General features: G+C 70.7%; 20 protein-coding genes. 10 read left to right on the top strand and 10 right to left on the bottom strand.

The window, feature by feature from the left end; translation table 11 throughout:
* Positions 1-64: 64 nt before the first annotated feature.
* From J8N05_RS27030 to J8N05_RS27040, 3 genes are read right to left on the bottom strand one after another with little or no spacing between them, the layout of a single operon-like run.
* Positions 65-814, bottom strand: coding sequence for a succinate dehydrogenase/fumarate reductase iron-sulfur subunit (locus J8N05_RS27030; RefSeq protein WP_210887039.1), 750 nt, complete (start codon positions 812-814; stop codon positions 65-67).
* Positions 811-2808, bottom strand: a complete 1998-nt coding sequence (locus J8N05_RS27035; RefSeq protein ID WP_210887042.1) for a fumarate reductase/succinate dehydrogenase flavoprotein subunit — start codon at positions 2806-2808, stop codon at positions 811-813. Before J8N05_RS27035 ends, J8N05_RS27030 begins: the two co-directional genes overlap by 4 nt.
* A gap of 1 nt (position 2809) precedes the next feature.
* Positions 2810-3517, bottom strand: a complete 708-nt coding sequence (locus J8N05_RS27040; protein ID WP_210887045.1) for a succinate dehydrogenase — start codon at positions 3515-3517, stop codon at positions 2810-2812.
* Positions 3518-3611: 94 nt separating this feature from the next.
* Here J8N05_RS27040 and J8N05_RS27045 point away from each other — a divergent pair, with 94 nt between their 5' ends.
* Positions 3612-4496: a LysR family transcriptional regulator gene (locus tag J8N05_RS27045; protein ID WP_210887048.1), complete on the top strand. Its 885-nt coding sequence runs from the start codon at positions 3612-3614 to the stop codon at positions 4494-4496.
* Positions 4497-4956: 460 nt separating this feature from the next.
* On the opposite strand, the gene J8N05_RS27050 is transcribed toward J8N05_RS27045, so the two are convergent.
* The 3 genes from J8N05_RS27050 to J8N05_RS27060 all read right to left on the bottom strand — a co-directional run bounded on the left by J8N05_RS27050 (position 4957) and on the right by J8N05_RS27060 (position 9236).
* Positions 4957-7092: a putative bifunctional diguanylate cyclase/phosphodiesterase gene (locus tag J8N05_RS27050; RefSeq protein WP_210887051.1), complete on the bottom strand. Its 2136-nt coding sequence runs from the start codon at positions 7090-7092 to the stop codon at positions 4957-4959.
* The gene (locus J8N05_RS27055) at positions 7089-7901 is read right to left on the bottom strand and encodes an SAM-dependent methyltransferase (protein ID WP_210887054.1); all 813 of its coding nucleotides are present in this window, start codon (positions 7899-7901) and stop codon (positions 7089-7091) included. Before J8N05_RS27055 ends, J8N05_RS27050 begins: the two co-directional genes overlap by 4 nt.
* Positions 7902-8261: 360 nt before the next feature.
* The gene (locus J8N05_RS27060; RefSeq protein WP_210887057.1) at positions 8262-9236 is read right to left on the bottom strand and encodes an SCO0930 family lipoprotein; all 975 of its coding nucleotides are present in this window, start codon (positions 9234-9236) and stop codon (positions 8262-8264) included.
* 457 nt (positions 9237-9693) lie between these two features.
* On the opposite strand from J8N05_RS27060, the gene J8N05_RS27065 reads away from it, so the two are divergent.
* The 3 genes from J8N05_RS27065 to J8N05_RS27075 all read left to right on the top strand — a co-directional run bounded on the left by J8N05_RS27065 (position 9694) and on the right by J8N05_RS27075 (position 11750).
* A complete protein-coding gene (locus tag J8N05_RS27065) occupies positions 9694-10191 on the top strand; it encodes a prolipoprotein diacylglyceryl transferase (protein WP_210887060.1) in 498 nt (165 codons plus the stop codon).
* 15 nt (positions 10192-10206) lie between these two features.
* Positions 10207-10971 carry a bestrophin-like domain gene (locus J8N05_RS27070; protein WP_210887063.1) on the top strand — a complete coding sequence of 255 codons (765 nt, stop codon included), beginning with the start codon at positions 10207-10209 and terminating at the stop codon, positions 10969-10971.
* A 245-nt stretch (positions 10972-11216) separates the two neighbouring features.
* Positions 11217-11750, top strand: a complete 534-nt coding sequence (locus tag J8N05_RS27075; RefSeq protein ID WP_210887067.1) for a hypothetical protein — start codon at positions 11217-11219, stop codon at positions 11748-11750.
* Between the two features lie 119 nt (positions 11751-11869).
* Here the strand turns inward: J8N05_RS27075 and J8N05_RS27080 are convergent, their stop codons facing one another.
* Entirely contained in the window at positions 11870-12358 is a 489-nt protein-coding gene (locus J8N05_RS27080; RefSeq protein ID WP_210887069.1) for a hypothetical protein, read from the bottom strand.
* A gap of 333 nt (positions 12359-12691) precedes the next feature.
* On the opposite strand from J8N05_RS27080, the gene J8N05_RS27085 reads away from it, so the two are divergent.
* On the top strand, positions 12692-13354 hold the full coding sequence (locus J8N05_RS27085; protein ID WP_210887072.1) for a class F sortase: 663 nt from the start codon (positions 12692-12694) through the stop codon (positions 13352-13354).
* A 66-nt stretch (positions 13355-13420) separates the two neighbouring features.
* On the opposite strand, the gene J8N05_RS27090 is transcribed toward J8N05_RS27085, so the two are convergent.
* On the bottom strand, positions 13421-14269 hold the full coding sequence (locus tag J8N05_RS27090) for a polysaccharide deacetylase family protein (RefSeq protein ID WP_210887075.1): 849 nt from the start codon (positions 14267-14269) through the stop codon (positions 13421-13423).
* A 154-nt stretch (positions 14270-14423) separates the two neighbouring features.
* Here J8N05_RS27090 and J8N05_RS27095 point away from each other — a divergent pair, with 154 nt between their 5' ends.
* The 4 genes from J8N05_RS27095 (at position 14424) to J8N05_RS27110 (ending at position 17147) form a co-directional block, all read left to right on the top strand.
* Positions 14424-14885: a universal stress protein gene (locus tag J8N05_RS27095; RefSeq protein ID WP_210887078.1), complete on the top strand. Its 462-nt coding sequence runs from the start codon at positions 14424-14426 to the stop codon at positions 14883-14885.
* 186 nt (positions 14886-15071) lie between these two features.
* Entirely contained in the window at positions 15072-15617 is a 546-nt protein-coding gene (locus J8N05_RS27100) for a sigma-70 family RNA polymerase sigma factor (RefSeq protein WP_210887081.1), read from the top strand.
* A gap of 135 nt (positions 15618-15752) precedes the next feature.
* Entirely contained in the window at positions 15753-16268 is a 516-nt protein-coding gene (locus J8N05_RS27105) for a hypothetical protein (RefSeq protein WP_107019390.1), read from the top strand.
* 222 nt (positions 16269-16490) lie between these two features.
* Positions 16491-17147 (top strand): anti-sigma factor family protein, encoded by a 657-nt coding sequence (locus J8N05_RS27110; RefSeq protein WP_210887083.1) that lies wholly within the window; start codon positions 16491-16493, stop codon positions 17145-17147.
* Between the two features lie 58 nt (positions 17148-17205).
* Here J8N05_RS27110 and J8N05_RS27115 read toward each other — a convergent pair whose 3' ends face one another.
* Together J8N05_RS27115 and J8N05_RS27120 are read right to left on the bottom strand one after the other, a co-directional pair.
* A complete protein-coding gene (locus J8N05_RS27115) occupies positions 17206-18069 on the bottom strand; it encodes an Fpg/Nei family DNA glycosylase (RefSeq protein WP_210887086.1) in 864 nt (287 codons plus the stop codon).
* A gap of 98 nt (positions 18070-18167) precedes the next feature.
* Positions 18168-20246: a SpoIIE family protein phosphatase gene (locus J8N05_RS27120; protein WP_210887089.1), complete on the bottom strand. Its 2079-nt coding sequence runs from the start codon at positions 20244-20246 to the stop codon at positions 18168-18170.
* Between the two features lie 124 nt (positions 20247-20370).
* Between J8N05_RS27120 and J8N05_RS27125 the strand changes: the two genes are divergently transcribed.
* Entirely contained in the window at positions 20371-21777 is a 1407-nt protein-coding gene (locus J8N05_RS27125) for a lipase maturation factor family protein (protein WP_210887091.1), read from the top strand.
* The last annotated feature ends 7 nt before the right edge of the window (positions 21778-21784 follow it).

Consider the following 21784-nt stretch of genomic DNA (forward strand, 5'->3'; position numbering starts at 1 on the left):
CGACCAGCCCCCACGCACCCGCACCCGACCCACGACCGAACGCGGTTACAAAGGCGTCGCGAAGCTACCGCTTCGCAGCCTTCCGACTGGCCCGCAGCCACTCCTTGTTCATCCCGGTGATGGAGAACAGAGGAATCCCCTTGGGACAGGCGGTCGCGCACTCACCCGCGAGCGTGCACCCCCCGAACCCCTCCTCGTCCATCTGCGCGACCATGTCCAGCACCCGAGTCTCCCGCTCGGGAGCCCCCTGAGGCAGCACATTGAGATGGTTCACCTTCGCCGAGGTGAACAGCATCGCGGCCCCGTTGGGACAGGCGGCCACACACGCCCCGCACCCGATGCACTCCGCGTGCTCGAACGCGAAGTCCGCGTCGGGCTTGGGCACCGGCGTGGCATGCGCCTCCGGCGCCGCCCCGGTCGGCACGCTGACGTACCCGCCGGCCTGGATGATCCGGTCGAACGCGGACCGGTCGACCACGAGGTCCTTGACGACGGGGAACGCGGAGGCCCGCCACGGCTCGATGTCGATCGTGTCCCCGTCCTGGAAGGACCGCATGTGCAGCTGACAGGTGGTGGTGCGCTCCGGCCCGTGCGCGTCCCCATTGATGACCAGCGAGCAGGCGCCGCAGATGCCCTCACGGCAGTCGTGGTCGAAGGCGACGGGATCGTCACCGGCGAGGATGAGTTCCTCGTTGAGGGTGTCGAGCATCTCCAGGAAGGACATGTCGGCCGAGATGCCGTCCACTTCGTACGTGGACATCGCTCCGTCGGCGTCGGCGTTCTGCTGCCGCCAGACGCGCAGGGTGAGCTTCATGCGTAGCTCCGCTGGGTGGGGTGGACGTACTCGAAGAGGAGGTCTTCCTTGTGCAGGACGGGCGCGCCACCGGTGTCGGTGAACTCCCAGGCGGCGGCGTACGAGAACTCCTCGTCACGGCGGGCCGCCTCACCGTCGGGGGTCTGGGACTCCTCGCGGAAGTGGCCGCCGCAGGACTCCTCGCGGTGCAGCGCGTCCAGACACATCAGCTCGGCCAGTTCCAGATAGTCGACGATCCGGTTGGCCTTCTCCAGCGACTGGTTGAACTCCTCCCCCGTGCCGGGGACCTTGATCCGCCGCCAGAACTCCTCCCGGATCTGCGGGATCCGCTCCAGCGCCTTGCGCAGCCCCGATTCCGTACGGGCCATGCCGCAGAACTCCCACATCAGCTCGCCCAGTTCGCGGTGGAAGGAGTCGGGCGTGCGGTCGCCGTCCACGGCGAGCAGCAGCCGCAGCCGGTCCTCGGTGTCGGCCACCACCTCCTGCACGACGGGATGTTCGTCGTCCACCGTCTCGTGGTGCGGGTTGCGGGCGAGGTAGTCGTTGATCGTCGACGGCAGCACGAAGTAGCCGTCGGCCAGGCCCTGCATGAGCGCGGACGCGCCCAGCCGGTTCGCCCCGTGGTCGGAGAAGTTGGCCTCGCCGATCGCGAACAGCCCCGGGACGGTGGTCTGCAGGTCGTAGTCCACCCACAGGCCGCCCATCGTGTAGTGCACGGCCGGATAGATCCGCATCGGCACGGTGTACGGGTCCTCGGCGGTGATCCGCGCGTACATGTCGAAGAGGTTCCCGTACTTGGCCTCCACCGCCTTGCGGCCCATCCGCGCGATGGCGTCGGCGAAGTCGAGGTAGACGCCCTGCCCGCCGGGCCCGACCCCGCGCCCCTCGTCGCACACGTTCTTCGCGGCGCGCGAGGCGATGTCCCGCGGTACGAGGTTGCCGAACGCCGGGTAGATGCGCTCCAGGTAGTAGTCCCGCTCGTCCTCCGGGATGCGGTCGGCCGGACGGTCGTCGCCCTTCGCCTTGGGCACCCAGATCCGCCCGTCGTTGCGCAGCGACTCGCTCATCAGCGTCAGCTTCGACTGATGCTCGCCGGTCCGCGGGATGCAGGTGGGATGGATCTGCGTGAAACACGGATTGGCGAAGTACGCGCCCCGCCGGTGCGCCCGCCAGATCGCGGTGGCGTTGGAGTTCATGGCGTTCGTCGACAGGTAGAAGACGTTCCCGTACCCGCCACTGGCCAGCACGACGGCGTCCGCGAAGTAGGTGTCGATCTTCCCGGTGATCAGATCGCGGGCCACGATCCCCCGCGCCCGTCCGTCGACCACGATGAGGTCGAGCATCTCGGTCCGGGGATGCATCTCCACCGTGCCGGCCGCGATCTGCCGGCTCAGAGCCTGATACGCGCCGAGCAGCAGCTGCTGACCCGTCTGCCCGCGGGCGTAGAACGTCCGGGACACCTGCACCCCGCCGAACGAGCGGGTGTCCAGCAGACCGCCGTACTCCCGCGCGAACGGCACCCCCTGCGCGACGCACTGGTCGATGATCTCCACCGAGATCTGCGCGAGGCGGTGCACGTTCGACTCGCGTGCGCGGAAGTCGCCGCCCTTGACGGTGTCGTAGAACAGCCGGTGCACCGAGTCGCCGTCGTTGCGGTAGTTCTTCGCGGCGTTGATCCCGCCCTGCGCGGCGATCGAGTGGGCCCGGCGCGGGGAGTCCTGGTAGCAGAACTGCACGACGTGGTAACCCTGTTCGGCGAGCGTGGCGCCGGCCGCGCCGCCCGCGAGCCCCGTACCGACGACGATCACGGTGTGCTTGCGGCGGTTCGCGGGGTTGACCAGCTTGGCCTCGAAGCGGCGGGTGTCCCAGCGCTCGTTCACCGGCCCTTCCGGGGCCTTGGTGTCGACGACCGGCTCCCCGGTCGCGTACTCGACGAAGGTGCCGCGTCCGGCGAATTCGTTGGTTTCGTTGATTCCGGCGAATTCAGCAGTCATGTCAGCTCACCACTCCGGTCATCACGCCCACGGGTACGGCGACGAAGCCCGCCGTGAGCACCACGGCGAGCACGTTGGCGATGGTCTTGAAGGCCCGGTCACGGGTGCGGCTGCCCACGCCCAGGGTCTGTGCGGCGCTCCAGAAGCCGTGCTGGACGTGCAGGCCGAGCGCGAGCACCGCGACGATGTAGATGACGTTGCCGTACCAGGTGGAGAAGGTGTCGATCACGTTCTGGTACGGGTGTCCGTGCTGGAAGCCGTTCGCGTGGACGGTGCCGGTGGTCAGGTCCAGGATGTGCCAGACGATGAACAGGCCGAGGATGATCCCGCCCCAGCGCATGGTCCGCGTGGCGTAGCTGGCGCGGGGCTTCTTGTGCACGTACTTGGCGGGGCGCGCGCCGATGTCGCGGCGGCTGAGCTGGTACGCGGAGACGGCGTGCGCGACGACGGCGACGACCAGGACCACGCGGACGATCCACAGGGCCCACTCGTAGTGGAGGAAGGGCTCGCCGAGGGTGCGCAGCCAGTGGGCGTAGTGGTCGAACTCGCCCTCCCCGAAGAAGATCTTGAGGTTGCCCAGCATGTGGACGGCCAGGTACCCCAGCATGATCAGGCCGCTGACGGCCATGACGGTCTTCTTGCCGAGCGACGAGTCCCACATGGTGCGCGTCATGGACGGTTTTCGTTCCGTCCGCGTTGCCAGAGCCATGCGCTCGACGCTACGGCCGCCGGGGTCGATCGGTCCAAGACATGGTCCGGCTCGTTTCCATAGGTGATGCCTATCGTGGACGTACGATGGGGGCATGCAGTTCCAGCAGCTCCAGTACTTCGTGGCCGTCGCCGAGACCCGGCATTTCACCCGGGCCGCCGAGGTGGTCCATGTGGCCCAGCCGTCGCTCTCCCAGCAGATCAAGGCGCTGGAGCGGGAGTTGGGGGCCGATCTCTTCCTCCGGGCGCGGGGGAACATCACGCTCACGGACGCCGGGGAGGCGCTGCTGCCGCTGGCCCGGCGCATCCTCGCGGACGCGGAGACCGCCCGGCACGAGGTGCAGGAGCTGGCGCAGCTGCGCAGCGGGCGGGTGCGGCTGGGCGCGACGCCGAGCCTGTGCACGGGGCTGCTGCCGGACGTGTTGCGCGCCTTCCACGACCGCTACCCCGGGATCAGGCTGCTGATCGAGGAGGGGGGCTCGCACGACCTCGTACGGGAGCTGGCGCGCGGGGCGCTCGACCTCGCTCTCGTCGTCCTGCCCCTGCCCACGCCGTCGCCCGCGCTGACCACGGTGGAGGTGCTGCGGGAGGACCTGGTGGTGGTGTCCTCGCCGGAGGCGCCGGCGCCGGGGGGTGGGCGGCGGGCCGTCGGGGTCCCCGACCTGGAGGGGGAACGGCTGGTGATGTTCCGGCACGGGTACGACCTGCGGGAGCTGACCGTCGCCGCGTGTCGCTCCGCGGGGTTCGAGCCGGATTTCGCGGTCGAGGGCGGGGAGATGGATGCGGTGCTGGGGTTCGTGCGGGCGGGGTTGGGGGTGGCCGTGGTGCCGCGGATGGTGGCGGTGCGGTCGGGGGCGGGGTTGCGGGTGACGCCGCTGGCCCGTCCCGGGCTGGCCCGGACCATCGCGCTGGCCCACCGCAGTGACGTGGCACCACCGAGGGCTGCGCGCGAGCTGCAGCGGATGCTGCTGGAGCGGTGAGCGCCCCACTGATCGGCCGCTTGACAGGTGCGGCCCGGTACTACTCGTTGCGCAGTTCCCGCGCCCCTGGGGGGAAGGGGGTGACGGTTTATCCGGATGTGCGGGCGCGTTGTGGTTGGCCGCGCAGTTCCCCGCGCCCCTTCGGGGGCGCCGGTGGTTGCGCGTCCAGTACCCCTGAAGCGCCCCGGGAACGGCACACCCGCAGCCTCAAAACGCCCCGCACCACAGGCGCCCTAAAGGGGCGCGGGGAACTGCGCGGCCAACACCGACGCACCCGCAGGTTCCAACCGACCGTCATCCCCTCCCCCTCAGGGGCGCGGGGAACTGCGCGCTCAGCCACAGCCCGCCCGCAGGTCCGGACAGGCCGGCACCACCCCTCCCCAGGGGCGCGGGGAACTGCGCAGCGAGCCACGACCCACCTGAACGGGAGATATGCGCGTCCCTCGAAGGGAAACCCCGCTCAACCCGTCGCATCCACCAGCGCCAGGTCGTGCAACCGGTCCGGCGGGCCAGGGCGGGCGTAGTACCAGCCCTGTGCCGTGTCGCAGCCCAGGAGACGCAGCTGCTCCGCCTGCGCCCCCGTCTCCACCCCCTCCACCGTGACCGCGAGGTCCAGGCTGTGGGCCAGCGACACGATCCCCTCGACGATCTTGAGGTCGACGGGATCCGCGGGAAACTGCTGCATGCCCTGCGTGAAGGACCGGTCGAGCTTCAGGATGCTCACCGGCAGCCGCCGCAGATTGGCCAGGTTCGAGTACCCCGTACCGAAGTCGTCCAGCGCGATGTCGACACCCATCTCGGCCAGCCGACGCAGCGGCTTCAGCAGGTCGTCGTCCGCCCCGATCAGCGCCGACTCGGTGACCTCCAGGCAGAGCGAGTTCGGTTCGAGACCGACCCGCTCCAGGATGTCCACCGTGTCGGAGACCAGCCCGGGATGGGTCAACTGGCAAGGCGACAGGTTCACATTGATCCGCAGCGGGCCCGCGTCGGAGTGACGTTCCTGCCACTCACGCGCCTGCCGGACCGACTGCTCCAGCACCCAGCGGCCCAGCGGCACGATCAGCCCGGTGTGCTCGGCCAGCGGGATGAACCGGTCGGGCCCGAGCACCCCGTGCTGCGGATGCAGCCACCGGACCAGCGCCTCGGCCCCGTGCACACTGCCGTCACCGAGATGCACGAGCGGCTGGTACTCGATGAAGAACTCGCCCCGGTCCAGCGCCGCGGGCAGCGCCGTGGTGAGCCCGTGCCGGGTGATCGCGCGGGCGTCCGCCTCGGCGTCGGCCAGCTCGTAACGGTTGCCGCCCGCCGACTTGGCCCGGTACATCGTGATGTCGGCGCTGCGCAGCACCTCCGCCGGACCGCGTTCGCCCGCGGGGCCCTCGACGATGCCGATGCTGCCGCGCACGGTGAGTTCACGGCCGTCGATACGGACCGGCGTGACCAGCGCGTTCATGATGCGGTCGGCGAGCGCGTCGACCTCGCTCTCGGTGTCGGGCCCGGTGGTCAGCGCCACGAACTCGTCGCCGCCGAGCCGGGCCACCATCTCGCCGGGCGCGGTCGCGCAGGACTGCAGCCGGTCGGCGACCTCGACGAGCAGCCGGTCCCCCGCCGCGTGCCCGAGGCTGTCGTTGATGGTCTTGAAGCCGTCGAGGTCGAGGTAGCAGAGCCCGAACCGCTGGCCGTCGCCCGCCGCGAGCGCCTTGTCGAGCCGCTCGAAGAACAGCGTGCGGTTGGGCAGCCCGGTGAGCGCGTCGTGCGTGGCCTCGTACCGCAGCCGGAGGTTGAGCAGCCTGCGCTCGGTGGTGTCCTCCATGAGGGCGAGCTGGTACTGCGGCCGGCCGTCCGGGTCGCGCAGCAGCGAGACGGTGAGGTTGGTCCACAGAACCGTTCCGTCGGGCCGGTAGAAGGCCTTCTCGACGTGGTAGTGCTCGCGGTCGCCGCGCACCAGCTCCTCGTAGAGCCGCCAGACCTGCGCGCCGTCCTCGGGGTGGGTCCACTCGGTGACGTTGCGTCCGCGCATCAGCTGCTCGGTGCCGCCGAACATACGCAGCAGGGCGTTGTTCACCTGCAGGATGTTGCCGTCGAGGTCCGCGACGCCGATGCCTATGGCCGCGCCCTCGAAGACCGCGCGGAAGCGTGCCTCGGTCGCGTGCAGCGCGTCCGCGACGATGCCCTGGGCCTGGAGCGCGGCGCGTGCGATGGTCTCCTGCTCGGCCAGCGTCCGCTCCCGCAGCGCCCGCGCGAACCCGGCCGCCATGGCGTGCTGCAGCCGCGCGGAGCGGGCGCGCAGGGCGTCCTGGGCTCCGTCCCCGCCGCAGTAGAGCACCAGGTAGGCGTCGACGCAGTCGAGTGTGGCGCTGAGCGCCTCGGGCTCCGTGCAGTGCGCCCCGATCAGCGCGGCGCCGACGGCCTGTCCCTCGGCCGCCTCGAACGTCCTGGCCCGCAGCGCCTCGCTGAGCCGCCTGGCGAGCGGCACGAGGCGCTGCTCGAACTCCGGGCGGGTCAGCGACGTGGCGGTCACCGGGAAGACGGCCCGGCTCCAGATCGTCGCGAACCTGCGCAGTCTGTCCTCCGGCCCGTCCGGCTCCGCGGTCACGCCGTGCGCCCCACGCCCGCGAAACCCGAGTAGGAATAAGGATCCTCGTCCTCGGACGCCGGGTCGGGCCGCCAGTTCGGCATCGGCACCAGTCCGGGTTCCACCATGTCGTACCCCTCGAAGAACCGCGCGATGTCCTCGCGCGAGCGCATGATCAGCGGGTTTCGGATGTCCTTGTAGACGTCGACGGCGCCCCCGGCCCGCTCCGGGGGGAGCGGGATTCCCTCGTACGAGGCGTGCGTGACGACCAGCAGACTGCCGGGCGCGAGGGCGTCCCTCAGCTCGGCCACGGCATCGTACGGGTCGTCCTCGTCCTCCACGAAGTGCAGTATGGCAACGAGAAGCAGGGCCACTGGCTGATTCAGGTCTATCAGACGCCGCAGACCCGGACTCGCCAGGATCTCCCGGGGCTTGCGGAGGTCGGCCGTGATGACGTCCGCGTTCTCGTTGCCGTCCAGCACGGCCTCGCTGTGCGCGACGGCCACCGGGTCGTGGTCCACGTAGACGACTCGGGCGCCGGGACGGGCGCTCTGGGCCACCTCGTGGACGTTGCCGAAGGTGGGGATGCCCGAGCCGATGTCGAGGAACTGGTCGATGCCCTCGGCGGCCGCGAAGCGCACGGCGCGACGCAGGAACGCCCGGTTCGCCTGCATGACCTTGGGGAGCCCCGGCATGAACTCCATGGCCCTGCGCGCGGCTTCCCTGTCGACCTCGAAGTTGTGCGATCCGCCCAGGTAGTAGTCGTAGATGCGGCTCACACTGGGTACCGAGATGTCGATGCCGCGTGGGGCCCAGGCGGGACGCTCCATCTATCTCTCCAAGGCGTAGACGATCCGGTGTTCGAGCTGAGGCTACTGATCGCCCGCCAATGGAGCGAGTGGAAACGGAAATTGACCGTCCGTTCAAGGCCACTGCCTCGGGCACGTGCCGAATGGAAGGCCCAGCGAAATCGCCCCGAAGCATTCCAAAAGAGATCCGATGCAACTGCGCGGAGTCACGAGCGGAACCACGAAGAGTCGCCCCGGGACACGTTCGGATGTGAAAAAGCCGTTTCGCTCCCTCCGCGTGATGCGAAGGGAGCGAAACGGCGATTGTGCCCACTTGTTCCGATGCGGCCACTTGTTGCGGTGTGGCTACTTGTTGCGGTGTGGCTACTCGTTCCGATGCGGCTACTTCGGCTTGCCGAGCGGCTTGCCCTCGGGGGAGATGGCGTACCAGGTGCCGCCGACACCCTGCCCGTTGGTGTCGCCGGGCTTCTTGTCACCCGCGAAGGTGTAGAGCGGCCAGCAGTCGATGCTCTGCTGCTTGAGCCCGTCCGGACGGTTGTTGATGACGTAGCCGCGCTTGCCGTCGTTCTTGTTGTCGATGCCCTTGGTGTCGGCGGCGTCCACCGGCTCGACGACCGGCCACTTCTCCAGGCATGCGCCGATGCAGTTCGACTTCATCGGCCACGGGACGTCCTTCTCGAACCGGTAGACCGTCATACCGTTCTTGTCGATGACGACCTCGCCGAGCTCCGGGTCGTTACGGGTCGACAGGCCGGGCAGGTCGGCGGCCTCCGCCGTGCCGCCCCCGCCGCCTGCGGACGCCTTCTTGCCCGTGGGGGCCGAGGCGTACCAAGTGCCGCCCACACCCTGGCCCTTGACGTCACCGGCCTTGGTGTCCTTCGCGAACCGGTACTGCGGCCAGCCGTCGATGGTCAGCTGCTTCGTACCGTCGGAACGGGTGACCTCGCCCAGCAGAGCCTTGTCGATACCCACCGGGGCCGCGGCACCCGAGGACGGGACCGGGGGCCAGGCCGTGGCGCAGTCGCCGTCACAGGTCGACTTCGGCGGCTCCGCCGTGTCCTTGTCGAAGCGGTACAGCGTCATGCCCGCGCTGTCCGTGACCACCTCGCCGAGCTTGGCGGTGTCCGACACGGCAAGCTGACCGGCGCTCTGGGCGACCGCGCCCTGTCCGTCCGCCGCGGCGGCGCCCGTCTCGGTCGACGCTCCCGCCGAACCGTAACCGCCCGCCGCGGGCGCCGCGCCCACGTTCTGGCTGCCGGTCGAAGTGTCCGCCTTTTCCTGACCGCACGCCGTCGTCAGCACCAGCACTGCCGCAGCTGACGCTACGAGTGAGGCGCTCCGCCAGGAGGTCTTCATTGGTAACTCCCGCTGTTTGCATAGGTGTTGCGGCACTGCTCAGCACCGCGTATGGCCCTAGGTACGGGCGGGGGTGCGGTGAGTGTTCAAAGTGAGCACACATTTCTTTCTGGTAACGCCCGGGAGCCCTGCTCAGGGAGGGGTCGGGGAAGCGTCGGGAGGCGTCGGGGAAAGAGTGAGGAGGGGCCACCCGGGAACCTCGGCGTCCGGCGCGACTCCGGCCCCGGAACGCTCGCGGCGTCGTTCGGCAACGGCCTGAGGCCCCCTTGTCCCTCCTTCGGGGCAATTACCCCGCCAGTCCCCCATATGTGGGTGCACGGGGACCGATGATCACGATCGTGCCTGGACCAAAAAGAACCAAGCGACCGCTCCGACTCGCCCTCGGCATACGGCTACTGGCCCTGCTCACCCTGACGTGGGTCGCGGGCGGCGCGCCGGCCCCCGCGACCGCCGACGCGTGCGCGTACGCCTCCTCGGGCCCCGGCGGAGTCTCGGCGGTGTCGGTCGCGGGCACCTGCCCGACCCCGACTCCCCCACCGCCCCCGCCCTCGACGCCGTGTCCGACGACCCCGCCGCCCAGCCCGCCGCCGAAGCCCCCTCCCCCACCAAAACAGCCGCCGAAGCCGGCCCCCACCCCGACACCACCGCCGAAACCGACGCCTCCGCCACGACCCGCGCCCGCCGCCCCGGTCGTCGTACCGCCCGCTCCCGTACCGCCACGGCCGATCCCCGCCACGCCACGTCCGACGCCTCCCTCGCCACGCCCGGCACCGCCCCCGAGCGCGCGGCCCGGCCCGTCGGCGACCCCGGTGAGCTATCCGCCGTACCGCATCAGGGCGCGCAAGGCCCCGCCCCGCGGCGGCCCCTCCCTCGTGTCGCTCACCCTGCTCATCACCGCGCCCGCTGTGCTCGCCGCCGCCGCGCTGCGCCCGCGCTGACCCGGCGCCCGCACTGACCCCTGGAGGAATCCTTGTCGGAATGGCTTGTTCTCGCCCTCGCGATGGCCGCCGCGGCCGTCGTCGTCCTCGTCGTCACCTTCGTACGGCACCGCACCGTCTCCGAGGACGACGATCCGTCCGACACCCCGGACGTCATCGAGTACATGACGATGATGATCGGCGTGGTGTACGCCATCGTGCTCGGCCTCGCCATCGCCGGAGTCTGGGAGGCGCGGGGCGTCGCCGAGGACCACGTGCAGACGGAGGCACAGGCGCTGCACGAGATCCATGAGCGGGTACGCGTCTATCCGCCGGACGTCCGCGACCGCATCCGCGCCGACGTCGACGCCTATGTCGATCACGTCGTCACCACCGAGTGGAAGACCATGGCCGACCACGGCCACGTCACCGGGCGGGGGGCGGAACTGCTGAACCGGATCCGCCAGGACGTCACCGACTACGAGCCGAGGACGGACTTCGAGGCCCAGGCCTACCAGCCGCTCCTCGACCAGGTGACCGCGGCGGACACCGCGCGCACCGCCCGCGCGGACTCGACATCGCCGACCATGCCGGGCGTCGTGTGGTTCGGTCTGATCACCGGGGCCGTGGTGACGGTCGGGCTGATCTTCGCCCTGCAGATCCGCCGCACCGCGCGCGAGGTGATCCTGGCGGGCCTGTTCGCCGCGCTGATCGCCTTCCTGCTCTTCCTGATCTGGGACTTCGACGCGCCCTACAGCCGCGGGATCACGGCGACCGCCGAGCCGTTCCTGGCGCACTTCCCGGACGCCGGGAAGTGACCCTGCCCGGCACCGGAGGGTGAGGGACCGGCGCCCGATCCCGCACCCCGGGGGCGGGCGCCACGCCGTGTCCGTCCCCCGGGCGGAGGCGCCGATTACCCGGTTCGGCCCACACGATTGCCCCATTCGCGCGACTGCGATCGCGCCCGCGCCCGCACCTTCCTAGCGTTTCGAACATCGAGGTGCATGTACGGCGCAGCGGAAACGGTCCGCGGGCTGCTCCTCGGGGACCCGGAGGACTCACCATGCGCGCGATACGCGTCGCCTCGGCCGCACTGCTGGGCATGACCGCACTGACCCTCGCCATGCCCGTCGCCGTCGCCGAGGGCGACGGGGAGCACGAGCCGGACCGCAACGTCACCTCGTTCGGCTTCGACGTCTCGCCGACGACGATCGCCGCGGGCGGCCGCGTCTCGCTGTCGGTCAACGGCTGCAAGAAGGAGACGAAGGTCAGTTCCGGTGTCTTCGACACGGTGACGATCCGCAAGGGCCAGTCGAACGCCTCGGCCACCGTCGACTGGGACGCGAAGCCGGGCGCGGTGTACGAGGTGACGTTCCAGTGCGGGCACGAATCCGGCCACACGGACCTCACCATCGCCGGCGGCCGCCCGGACGACCCGACGCACCCCCCTGCCCACCACGGCGTCAAGGCGGGCGTCGGCGGTACGGCGGGCGGTTTCGACCTCGGTCAGATCGGTCTCGGGGCGGCGCTCATCGCCGGCTCGGTCGGCGCGGCGTACCACTGGTCGCGCAGGCGCACCGGCGAACAGGGCGGCTGACGGCCCGCTGACGCACCGGACGGCCCTTCGCCCCGGGACCCTTGAGGGTCCGGGGCGAAGGGCCGTTCACGTGCGTTCCGGTCTCCGAGGGGAAGAGTCCGCCCGGTGAGGGGCGGGGCTCAGATCCTGCTCTCGGCGCGGCGCCGCATCCAGAACACCCCGCCGCCGACGAGCGCGAGGCCGACCAGCGAGCCGCCGATCGCCATGTCGGTCGGCGTGGCGCCGTCGGAGCTGCTGCCGCCGAGACCACCGCGGACACCGCCGATGACGGTGAAGGCGGCGGACTTCGTCAGCGCGGGCTTGCCCGTGCAGTGGACCCTGATGTCGTACGCGCCGGGCGTGGCCGAGCTGTTGACGGTCGCGGTGCCCTTCGACGTCTCGCTGTGGTTGTTGATCGGCGAGAGGTTTGCCCGGGGGAACGCCCTGGACGTCATGCTGCCGCCCTGCGGGCACCCGTCGACGGTCACGGTGAGCTGTCCGCCCCGGGCGATGGCGCTGGGCATGGCGACGATATTGCTAGAGGTGTCCCAGGCGACGGCCTGGGAAGCGGTGAGTCCGAGGGCGGCGATTGCTGTCGCAGAGACCGCCAGGGCACGAGTGCTACGCATGTGATCCTCCGCGGAAGGCGCCCCGGGGAACGTCCCCGGGTCGATCGGCGAGAGAACGCCTCCCAGACAGACACTCAGTTGTCGTGCACAGGGCCGCATTTCGAGAATGGTCCGTCCTGGTGAGAGGACACGCCGACGAAAAGGAACACAATCGGATATTGCCGCAGGTCACGGACCGTCAGAAATTTCCTCGGGGCCGCGACTCGGATGGCGCACGGCGGCCCGGTCCACCACCCGTTCGCCTTTCTCCCGTCGCCCCGCGCGCGGGCTGCGCTTAGCGTTCTCGTATGCGCGACGGACGTTGGCGACGGCCGCGTCGAGAGGGGTTTGCGAATGTCCGTGTCCGAGCTCGCCGAAGAGGAGGAGCGCCCGAGGAAGCGCGCTCCCTGGGGTGTCATAGCGCTTGTTCTGCTGACCGGCCTCGCTCTCATCCGCAATGGCTCGGGAGAGTTCGACGTGGGGCCTCCGCAGCCCGCGACGGCCGCCGCCGCGGACAGTGCCGGCACGGACAGGTCGCGGCCGGGCGCTCCGGCTCCGCTGTCGTTCTCCGTGGCGGACCGCGTCAGGATCCCGGCGATCCAGGTCGACGCCCCCGCCGTGCCGGTGGGTCTCGACATGGAGGGCTGGGTGGACGCGCCGCCGCCGGAGGACCCGAATCTCGCGGGGTGGTTCTCGGGTGCGGTCTCCCCCGGTGAGAAGGGCACGGCCGTCGTCGTGGGCCATGTCGACAACCGGCAGGGGCCCGCCGTGTTCTACGGTCTCGGGGCCCTCAAAAAAGGAAATCGCGTAGAAGTGAGGCGCCGGGACGGAAAGACCGCCGTGTTCGAGATCTACGGCATCGAGGTCTTCGAGAAGAACAATTTCCCCGGCGACCGCGTCTACGGGAACACCGGTAATCCCGAATTGCGTGTCATCACCTGCGGAGGCGGTTTCTCCAAGCAGAACGGCTACGACGGGAATGTCGTCGCGTTCGCCCGCATGGTCGAGGTCCGCTGAGCACTGCCGAACACCGCCCGGCCGGGTGGGCGAAGAGCCCGCCCGGCCGGAGTCCGTTCAGGACCCTCAGGTGAGCTGCCGCCGGGGCACGGTGATGTGGTAGCCCGAGTCCAGCAGCCGCGGAAGGTAGTCGCGCAGGGCCCGCACGCTCTGTGAGCGGTTGCCGCCCGCGTCGTGCGAGAGGACCACGACGCCCGGCCCGGCCCCCTTCATGACCCGGCGCTCGATGCTCCCGGCACCCGGTGTGGTCCAGTCCAGGGTGTCGACGGTCCAGGCGAGCGGCTCCATGCCGAGGTCGGCGCCGATCTCGAAGACGGCCCGGTTCCAGGCCCCGTACGGCGCGCGGAACCAGCCGGGCCGCTCCCCGTACGCCTCCTCGACGACGTCGCTGGTGCGTTCCATCTGGGAGCGGATCGCGGACCTGCCCAGCCGGGTCATGAGGGGGTGGGACCAGGTGTGGTTGCCGACGATGTGCCCCTCGTCCGACATCCGGCGCAGCAGGTCCTTGTTGTCGGCGGCCATCTCGCCGCACACGAAGAACATGGCGCGCACGTCGTGGGCCTTGAGGGTCCGCAGGATGCCGGGGGTGTAGCGGGGGTCGGGGCCGTCGTCGAAGGTCAGCACCATGCTGTGCTCCCGGTCCGACATCCGCAGGAACGGTTCGTGCCGTACGAGGGTGCGGGCGGGCGTGCCGCGGGCCGGACCGTAGCCGGCGATGGGTTGCAGCCGGTAGGCGGAGGGCCTGCGGACCGCTCTGTTCGCCTGGGCCCCGGCGGCGGGCGCCGCGGCGGACCGGGCCGGGGAGCCGGGTTCGGCGCCGAGCAGGTGTACCGCGCCGGCCGTACCGGCCGCGCCCAGGGCGGCGGCGCCTGCGAGCAACGCCCGGCGCCGCGAGATGAACTGATCCTTATTCATGACTAATCAGTCGCCCGGTGGGGCGTGCCCGAGCACCGTGCCACCGGTGCGGTCGTATGAAAACACCCGTTGGGAGCATCTGACGGACGGCCCCGCACCGGCGCCCGGGGTCCCGGACGGCGGTCGGCTCCGCCTGTTCCGATAGCCTCGGGCCGTGACGGAACAGCACTCCCACCAGTTCGAACGTGGCACCGACGGGCCCAAGGTCATCCTGGCCGGCGTGGACGGCTCCGAGTCCTCGCTGCGGGCGGCCTCCTACGCCGCGGGGCTGGCCCGGCGGCAGCGGGCTCTGCTCACACTGGTGTACGTACAGCCGGTGATGGCGGCGGGTGCGGCGCTCGGGGTGCCGGTCGCCGACACGACCGATCAGATCGCCGAGGAGCTGGTCCGGGACATCCAGGAGGCGGCCGAGCAGGTCAAAGGCATATTCGATGTGCGCTGGGAGTTCCACACGTTCCGCGGCGACCCGTACAACGGTCTCGTCTCGGCGGCCGAGCAGTTGAAGGCGGACGCCGTCGTGGTGGGCGCGTCGGAGCAGGCGGGGCACCGGATCGTCGGCTCCGTCGCGATCCGGCTGGTGAAGGCGGGCCGCTGGCCGGTCACGGTCGTGCCGTAACGGGGCCGCAGGCCGGAGCGGCGACCGGCCGGAGCGCCGGACCGTCGAGGTCCGGACAGATGCGGAGGCGGAGCCTTCCGTCCCGGTTGACCGTTCGTCGTACCGTTCGTCGACGGGTTCGACCGTCTGCCGACGAGCCGTGTCCTGGCCCTGTCCCGGCGGGACGCCCTGCGCTGGCATACGGCCATGACGGCCGCCATCACCATGACCAGCAGGACGACCGCCGAGCACGAGCTGGCCGAATTGCAGCGGGAGCACGGAGCGCCGCTCTTCGCCCTGATGCTGAGGCTCTCCGACGGAGACCGCCAGCGCGCCGAGGATCTGGTGCAGGAGACATTCGTACGCGCCTGGCAGCATCCCGAGGCCCTGCGCGCCGACGACTTCGATTCCGTACGGCCCTGGCTGCTGACCGTGGGGCGCCGCCTGGCCATCGACGCGCGGCGGGCCCGGCAGGCGCGGCCCGCGGAGGTCGGGGACGCCGTGCTGGAGAGCGCGCGGGTCGCGGCGGATCACGCGGAGCGCTCGGTCGCGACCCTCGATGTGCGGGAGGCTGTGAAGACTCTCACTCCCGAACACCGTGAAGTCCTGGTGCAGGTGTATTTCCGCGGGGCCAGCGTGGCGGAGGCCGCCGCCGCCCTGGGTATTCCGGCCGGTACGGTGAAGTCCCGCGCGTACTACGCGCTGCGCGCCCTGCGCCGGGTTCTTCCGGGATACGCGGCCGACCTGCGGTGAAACCGCGGGTTAGGTCAAGCCTCCGTAAAGCGCCTTGCTGAGGATCATGGTTGAGCAATCAGCTGTCCTCATCCGTGTTCCCCGATGGGGCCCGGGTTCGGGCGACGCGCACGCACCGGAGGAAGGCAGGAAGGGATGCTGCACAGAGGTCAAGAGAGCACGGACGGCACCGGCGGCGGAGAACTGACCGTCCCCATGGCCTGGTTGTACGCGGAGTACATCGCGGACGAACTGCTGCGGACCGGCGACCTGATGCCGCCGACGTCCTTCGAGTTCAGAGCCGGGCGCGACGCGCTGGCTCTCACCATCTTCCTGTCCGACACCAGTGGCGAGCTCTCCGGCATCCGGGTGGTGACGCAGCTGGAGACCTGGCTGTCGCTGACGGCGTACGACCAGCCGTGGCAGGACTGGGTGGGCGAGCGCATGGCCGGGCTCGCCGCCGAGGCCGCCGACGCGGGCGGTCCGTCGCCCGATCTGGATCTGGCGACGGCGGCCTGGCGCTGGCTGGAGGAGACCGAACTGCTCGCGCCCGACCTGGACGCGGTGCCGGGCGGTGGCCCCGTCATCGGCGAGGACGACGGCCCCAAGGTGTGGACCCCGGCCTGGCAGCTGGGGCTGCCGCTCGGGCATCTGGCGATCCATCTTTTCTGATTTTTCCGACCACTCCCCCGACCGATCCCCCGACGGAGCCCCCGGTCGGCTCCCCTGACCAGTTTTTTTTCCAACCTCGACCAATCCGCGGGCCCGACCGCTCCGAATCTCCAGGTTGCATTCCGGACGAGGCTTGAGTGATTCGGCGGTCCCCTGCGTACCGGTGGGCAAGTAGCTACTCCCCGCACACCCCCACCCATCGGCACGGCATGAGGATTTGGTATGAGGTCGCTGGAACGCCACCGCGACGTCGGCGCATACGCGCTAGGCGTGCTGGACGAGGCGGACGCCTTCCGCTTCGAGGACCACCTCATGGAGTGTCCCCAGTGTGCGGTTCAGATACATGAACTGTCCGCGACGACACGGTCGTTGCGGGCGTACGCGCAAGCGACGCCACGCTCGGTGAACCCCATGACCCAGGCAGGGCCGGGCCTGCTGGACCGGCTCCTGGACGATGTCGTCGCGGCGCGCAGGAGCGGGCGCAGGCGCTGGCTGTTCGCGGTCGCCGCCGCCGTGGTCTTCGCCGTCGGCGGGCCCGCGGTCGCGGCCTTCACCGGGGACGAGGGCTCCGACGCCAACACGGTCGCCGCGACCGATCCGGGAACCGGCGTATGGGCCGAGGTCACCACCCTCGACCGGGCGTACGGCAGCGAGGTGGACGCGAAGGTCAAGAACGCGCCCGCCGAGCAGTCGTGCGAACTCGTCGCCATCGGCCGCGACCACTCGGAACAGGTCATCCTGAGCTGGACCGTGCCCAATGGAGCCGCGGGGCCCTCCGCGGGCATGCAGGGCGCCGCCGCGATGCACACCGCGGACATCGCCCGGTACGAGGTGCGCACGGCGGACGGGAAGCATCTCGTGACGATCGAGGCACCCTGAGCGCGGTCGGCTCCTGAGCGCGGTCGGTTCCTGAGCGCGGTCGGTTCCTGAGCGCCGGTCACTTGAGGAACTTGCTCGTCCTGCGGTCCGCGAGGGGCTTACCGCCGGTCTGGCAGGTCGGGCAGTACTGGAGCGACGAGTCGCTGAAGGAGACCTCGCGGACGGTGTCCCCGCAGACCGGGCAGGGCTCGCCCGTCCGTCCGTGGACGCGCAGACCGCTCTTCTTCTCGGCCTTGAGGCGGCCCGCGGCGACTCCGCGGGACCGCTCGACGGCCTCCGTGAGGGTGGCCCGCAGCGCCTCGTACAGCCGTCCGGTCTCCTGCGGGGTCAGCGAGGAGGCCAGCTTGAAGGGCGACATCTTCGCGGCGTGCAGGATCTCGTCGCTGTAGGCGTTGCCCACCCCCGCGATCAGGCTCTGGTCGCGCAGGGCGCCCTTCAGCTGTCTGCGCTCACCCTCCAGGAGCGCGGCGAAGCGGGCCTCGTCGAAGCCGTCGGCCAGCGGGTCCGGGCCGAGGCGGGCCACCCCGGGCACCTCCCCGGGGTCCTGTACGACGTACACCGCCAGCCGCTTCTGGGTGCCGGCCTCGGTGAGGTCGAAGCCCTCGCCGGTCTCCAGGGCGACGCGCAGGGCCAGGGGGCCCTTGCCGGGGCGGGGCGGGCCGTCGGGCAGCCGGTCCTTCCAGTGGAGCCAGCCCGCGCGGGCCAGATGCGTGACGAGGTGCGGGCCGCCGGCGGTCTCCAGGTCGAGGAACTTGCCGTGCCGGTGCACGGCAGTGACCTCGCGGCCCTCCAGCGCGCCGGGCGGCGGATCGTACGTCTTCAGCACACTGATCGCGACGGGCAGCACGCGGACGATCTCGCGGCCGACCAGATGTCCGACCAGAAAGTCCTTCAACGCTTCGACCTCGGGCAGCTCCGGCATAAGTCCCAGGGTGCCACTCGCGCCCCGATAGGGGCGCGGGGAACTGCGCGCTCAGCCCCCACAGAGCCGCACGTCACATCCACGCGAACCCGTCCCCCTCACTCCCCTTCCGGCACAAGGAACTCGCACCAGACGCACTTGCCGCCGCCCCGCGCCTCGACGCCCCAGACGTCCGCGAGGCGGTCCACCAGCAGGAGGCCCCGGCCCGAGACACCGGACTCCCCCGCCTCCCGGCGCCGGGGAAGCGCGCTGGACGCGTCCTCGACCTCGACGCGGATCCGGCGGTCCGGACCGGTGAGGGCGCGCAGGGTGACGACGGCGGCGCCCTCCGTGTGCATGAGGGCGTTGGTGATCAGTTCGTCGGCGATCAGCTCGATCTCGTCCGCGCGCTCCCGGGCGCCCCAGGCCCGTACCGCCGCGCGGACCATGTGCCGGGCCTCGGTGAGCGCCTCCGGGTCCCCCGGCCCCACGTGCTGCTGGACCCGCCCGCCGGAGCGCCGCGCGTCCCTGCCCACCCGGCGGAGCAGGAGCAGCGCCACGTCGTCCTCGCCGCCGCGTTCCTCCGCCACGTCGATGAGGCGGTCGGCCAGATCGCGGACGTCGTCGGGTCCCGCGGCGACCAGCGCGCGCAGGGTCCGCATGCCGTCGTCGAGGTCGATGCCCGGCTGTTCGACGAGGCCGTCGGTGCACAGGAGCAGTGTCTGACCGGGATCGAGTTCCAGGGTCTCGACCGGGTATTCGAGGCGCCCGAACTCGGCGGACAGGCCGAGCGGCAGGCCGCCCGCCACGGCGAGCCGGTGGCAGCCGCCGTCCGTGTCGCGGACCAGCGGGTCGATGTGTCCGGCCCGGACGACCTGGACCACTCCGGTGTCCAGTGCGGCCTCCGCGTACAGGCAGGTCGCGAAGCGTTCGGTGTCGAGTTCGTGCAGGAAGACGGAGGCGCGGGCCATGACGGTGGCGGGGGTGTGGCCCTCGGCCGCGTAGGCGCGCAGGACGATCCGCAGCTGGCCCATGACGGCCGCCGCGTGCGTGTCGTGGCCCTGGACGTCACCGATGACGGCGCCGACCCGGCCGCCGGGCAGCGGGATCACGTCGTACCAGTCGCCGCCGATCTCGCGGCCGAGGGAGCCCGAGCGGTAGCGCACGGCGACGTCGGCGCCGGGGACGCGCGGGATCGTGCGCGGCAGCATGGCCTGCTGGAGGCCCTGGGCGAGGTCCTTCTCCTGCTCGTAGAACATGGCGCGCTGGAGGCTCTGCGCGATGCTGCTGCCGAGGGCGACGAGGACGTTGCGGTCCTGGGCGGAGAAGCCGCGCCGGTCGTTGTAGAGCAGACCCATGGCTCCGATGGGTCTGGCCTGTGCGATGAGGGGCAGATAGGCCGCCGAGGTGATGTCGAGTGCGGTGATGTGCGGCCACAGCAGCGGATAGCTCTCGGCGAACTCCTCCGGCGACTCGATGAAGCGCGGGGTCAGCGTGCGCACGACCTCGCTCATCGGGTACTGCTCGTCGATGCCGGTGACCAGCGTGCCGGGTACGAAGCTGCCCTTGGGGCCCTCCGCGACCAGCCGGATGCGGCCGGCCTCGACGAGGCCCATGACGAGGCTGGTGGCGCCCAGGTGGGTGACGCCCTGGTTGTTCTTCAGGACGTCGATGACGTCCTGGACCGTGCGGGCGTGGGCGAGGGCCGCCGTGGTGATCTGTACGACGTTCGTCTGCCGGCGGCGGGCCTCGATGTCCAGGGCGGCCTTCTCCCGCCGGTCCTGGGCCTCGCTCAGTTCCCGGGTGGCGTCACGGATGATGCCGATGATGCGGCGTGGCCGGCCGGTCGCGTCGCGCTGGATGTAGCCCTGGGTGTGGGTCCAGCGCAGGGTGCCGTCCCGGCGGAGGACGCGGAAGTACGCCCCGTAGTTCTCGCTGCCGTCCTTGAGGGACTGGGAGACGTGCGTGTCGAGGCGGTGGGCCTCGTCCGGCGGCACGCGCGGGGCCAGGTTCTCCGGACGGTCGGCGTACTCCTCGGGAAGCACGTCGAAGATCTCGTGGGCCAGGGCGTCCATCCGCATGAGACCGGTGTCCAGGTCCCAGTCGAAGCTGCCCATGCGGTTGAGCGCCAGGATCGGGTCCGGTTGGGCGGGCCAGTCGTCCGGGAGTGACAGAGCGCTCTCACCCCGATCAACCATGTGTTCACCTTGTCAGGGTTTACCCGAATTCTCGACTCGGCCCAGGACGTAATCTGGTCGCTCCGCGTGCGGGGGAAGAGGAAAGAACGGGACAAGGGGAAAGCACGGGAAGGGAGCGGCCGGCGTGGAGTGGTTCACCGCACCCGAGTACTGGACCGGCCGGCTGGTCTTCCAGCGGGCGCTGGCGGTGGTCTATCTCGTCGCGTTCCTGGGCGCCGCTCTCCAGTTCCGTGCGCTGATCGGCGAGCGGGGCATGCTGCCGGTGTCCCGGTTCGTGGCCCGGGTGCCGTTCCGGCGGGCGCCGAGCGTGTTCCACCTCCACTTCTCGGACCGCTTCTTCGCGGCCTGGGCGTGGACGGGCTGTGCGGTGTCGCTGGCACTCGTCGCGGGGCTGGCCGACCTTCTCCCGCTGTGGGGCGCCATGCTGCTCTGGCTCGTCCCCTGGGTGCTGTACCTGTCGATCGTGAACGTCGGCCAGACCTGGTACGGCTTCGGCTGGGAGTCCCTGCTCCTGGAGACCGGCTTCCTCGCGGTGTTCCTGGGCAACGACGAGGTCGCGCCGCCCGTCGTGGTGCTCTTCCTGCTGCGCTGGATCCTGTTCCGGGTGGAGTTCGGGGCGGGCCTGATCAAGATGCGCGGCGACGCGTGCTGGCGGAAGCTGACCTGCCTGGACTTCCACCATGAGACCCAGCCGATGCCGGGTCCGCTGAGCTGGTTCTTCCACCGTCTTCCGAAGCCGTTCCACCGGGCCGAGGTGGCCGCCAACCACGTCACCCAACTCGTCGTGCCGTTCCTGCTGTTCGCCCCGCAGCCGGTCGCCACGGCCGCCGCCGCCCTGATGATCGTCACCCAGCTGTGGCTGGTCCTGTCCGGCAACTTCTCCTGGCTGAACTGGATCACGATCGTGCTGGCCGTGCCGGCCCTGACCCTGCCCGGCACAGCCCCGGAGGTCGCCGGCACCCCGCTCTGGTACGAGATCGTGGTCCTGTCGGCCGCGGCACTGCTCGTGTTCCTCAGCCACGGCCCGGTCCGCAACATGGTCTCCCGCCGCCAGACGATGAACCGCTCCTTCGACCCGCTCCATCTGGTGAACACCTACGGGGCGTTCGGCAGCGTCAGCCGGATCCGGTACGAGGTGGTGGTCGAGGGCACGGCCGACCCGGTGCCACGCGAGGACGAGGGCTGGCTGGAGTACGGGTTCCGGGGCAAGCCGGGCGATCCGCGGCGCTGGCCCCGCCAGTTCGCGCCCTACCATCTGCGGCTGGACTGGCTGATGTGGTTCGCCGCGCTCTCCCCCGGCTACGCCGAGCCCTGGTTCGGCGGTTTCGTGGCACGCCTCCTGGCGAACGACCGCGACACGCTCCGCCTCCTGCGCCACTCCCCGTTCCCTCCGGACGCCCCGCCCCACCACGTCAGGGCCCGCCTCTACCGCTACCGGTACACGACCTGGCAGGAACTGCGGAGGACGGGCGCGTGCTGGGAGCGGACGTACGTGCGGGAGTTCTTTCCGCCGACGCGGCTGGACGGCTAGGCCTCTC

Source organism: Streptomyces liliiviolaceus (assembly GCF_018070025.1).
Taxonomy (GTDB): Bacteria; Actinomycetota; Actinomycetes; order Streptomycetales; family Streptomycetaceae; genus Streptomyces; species Streptomyces liliiviolaceus.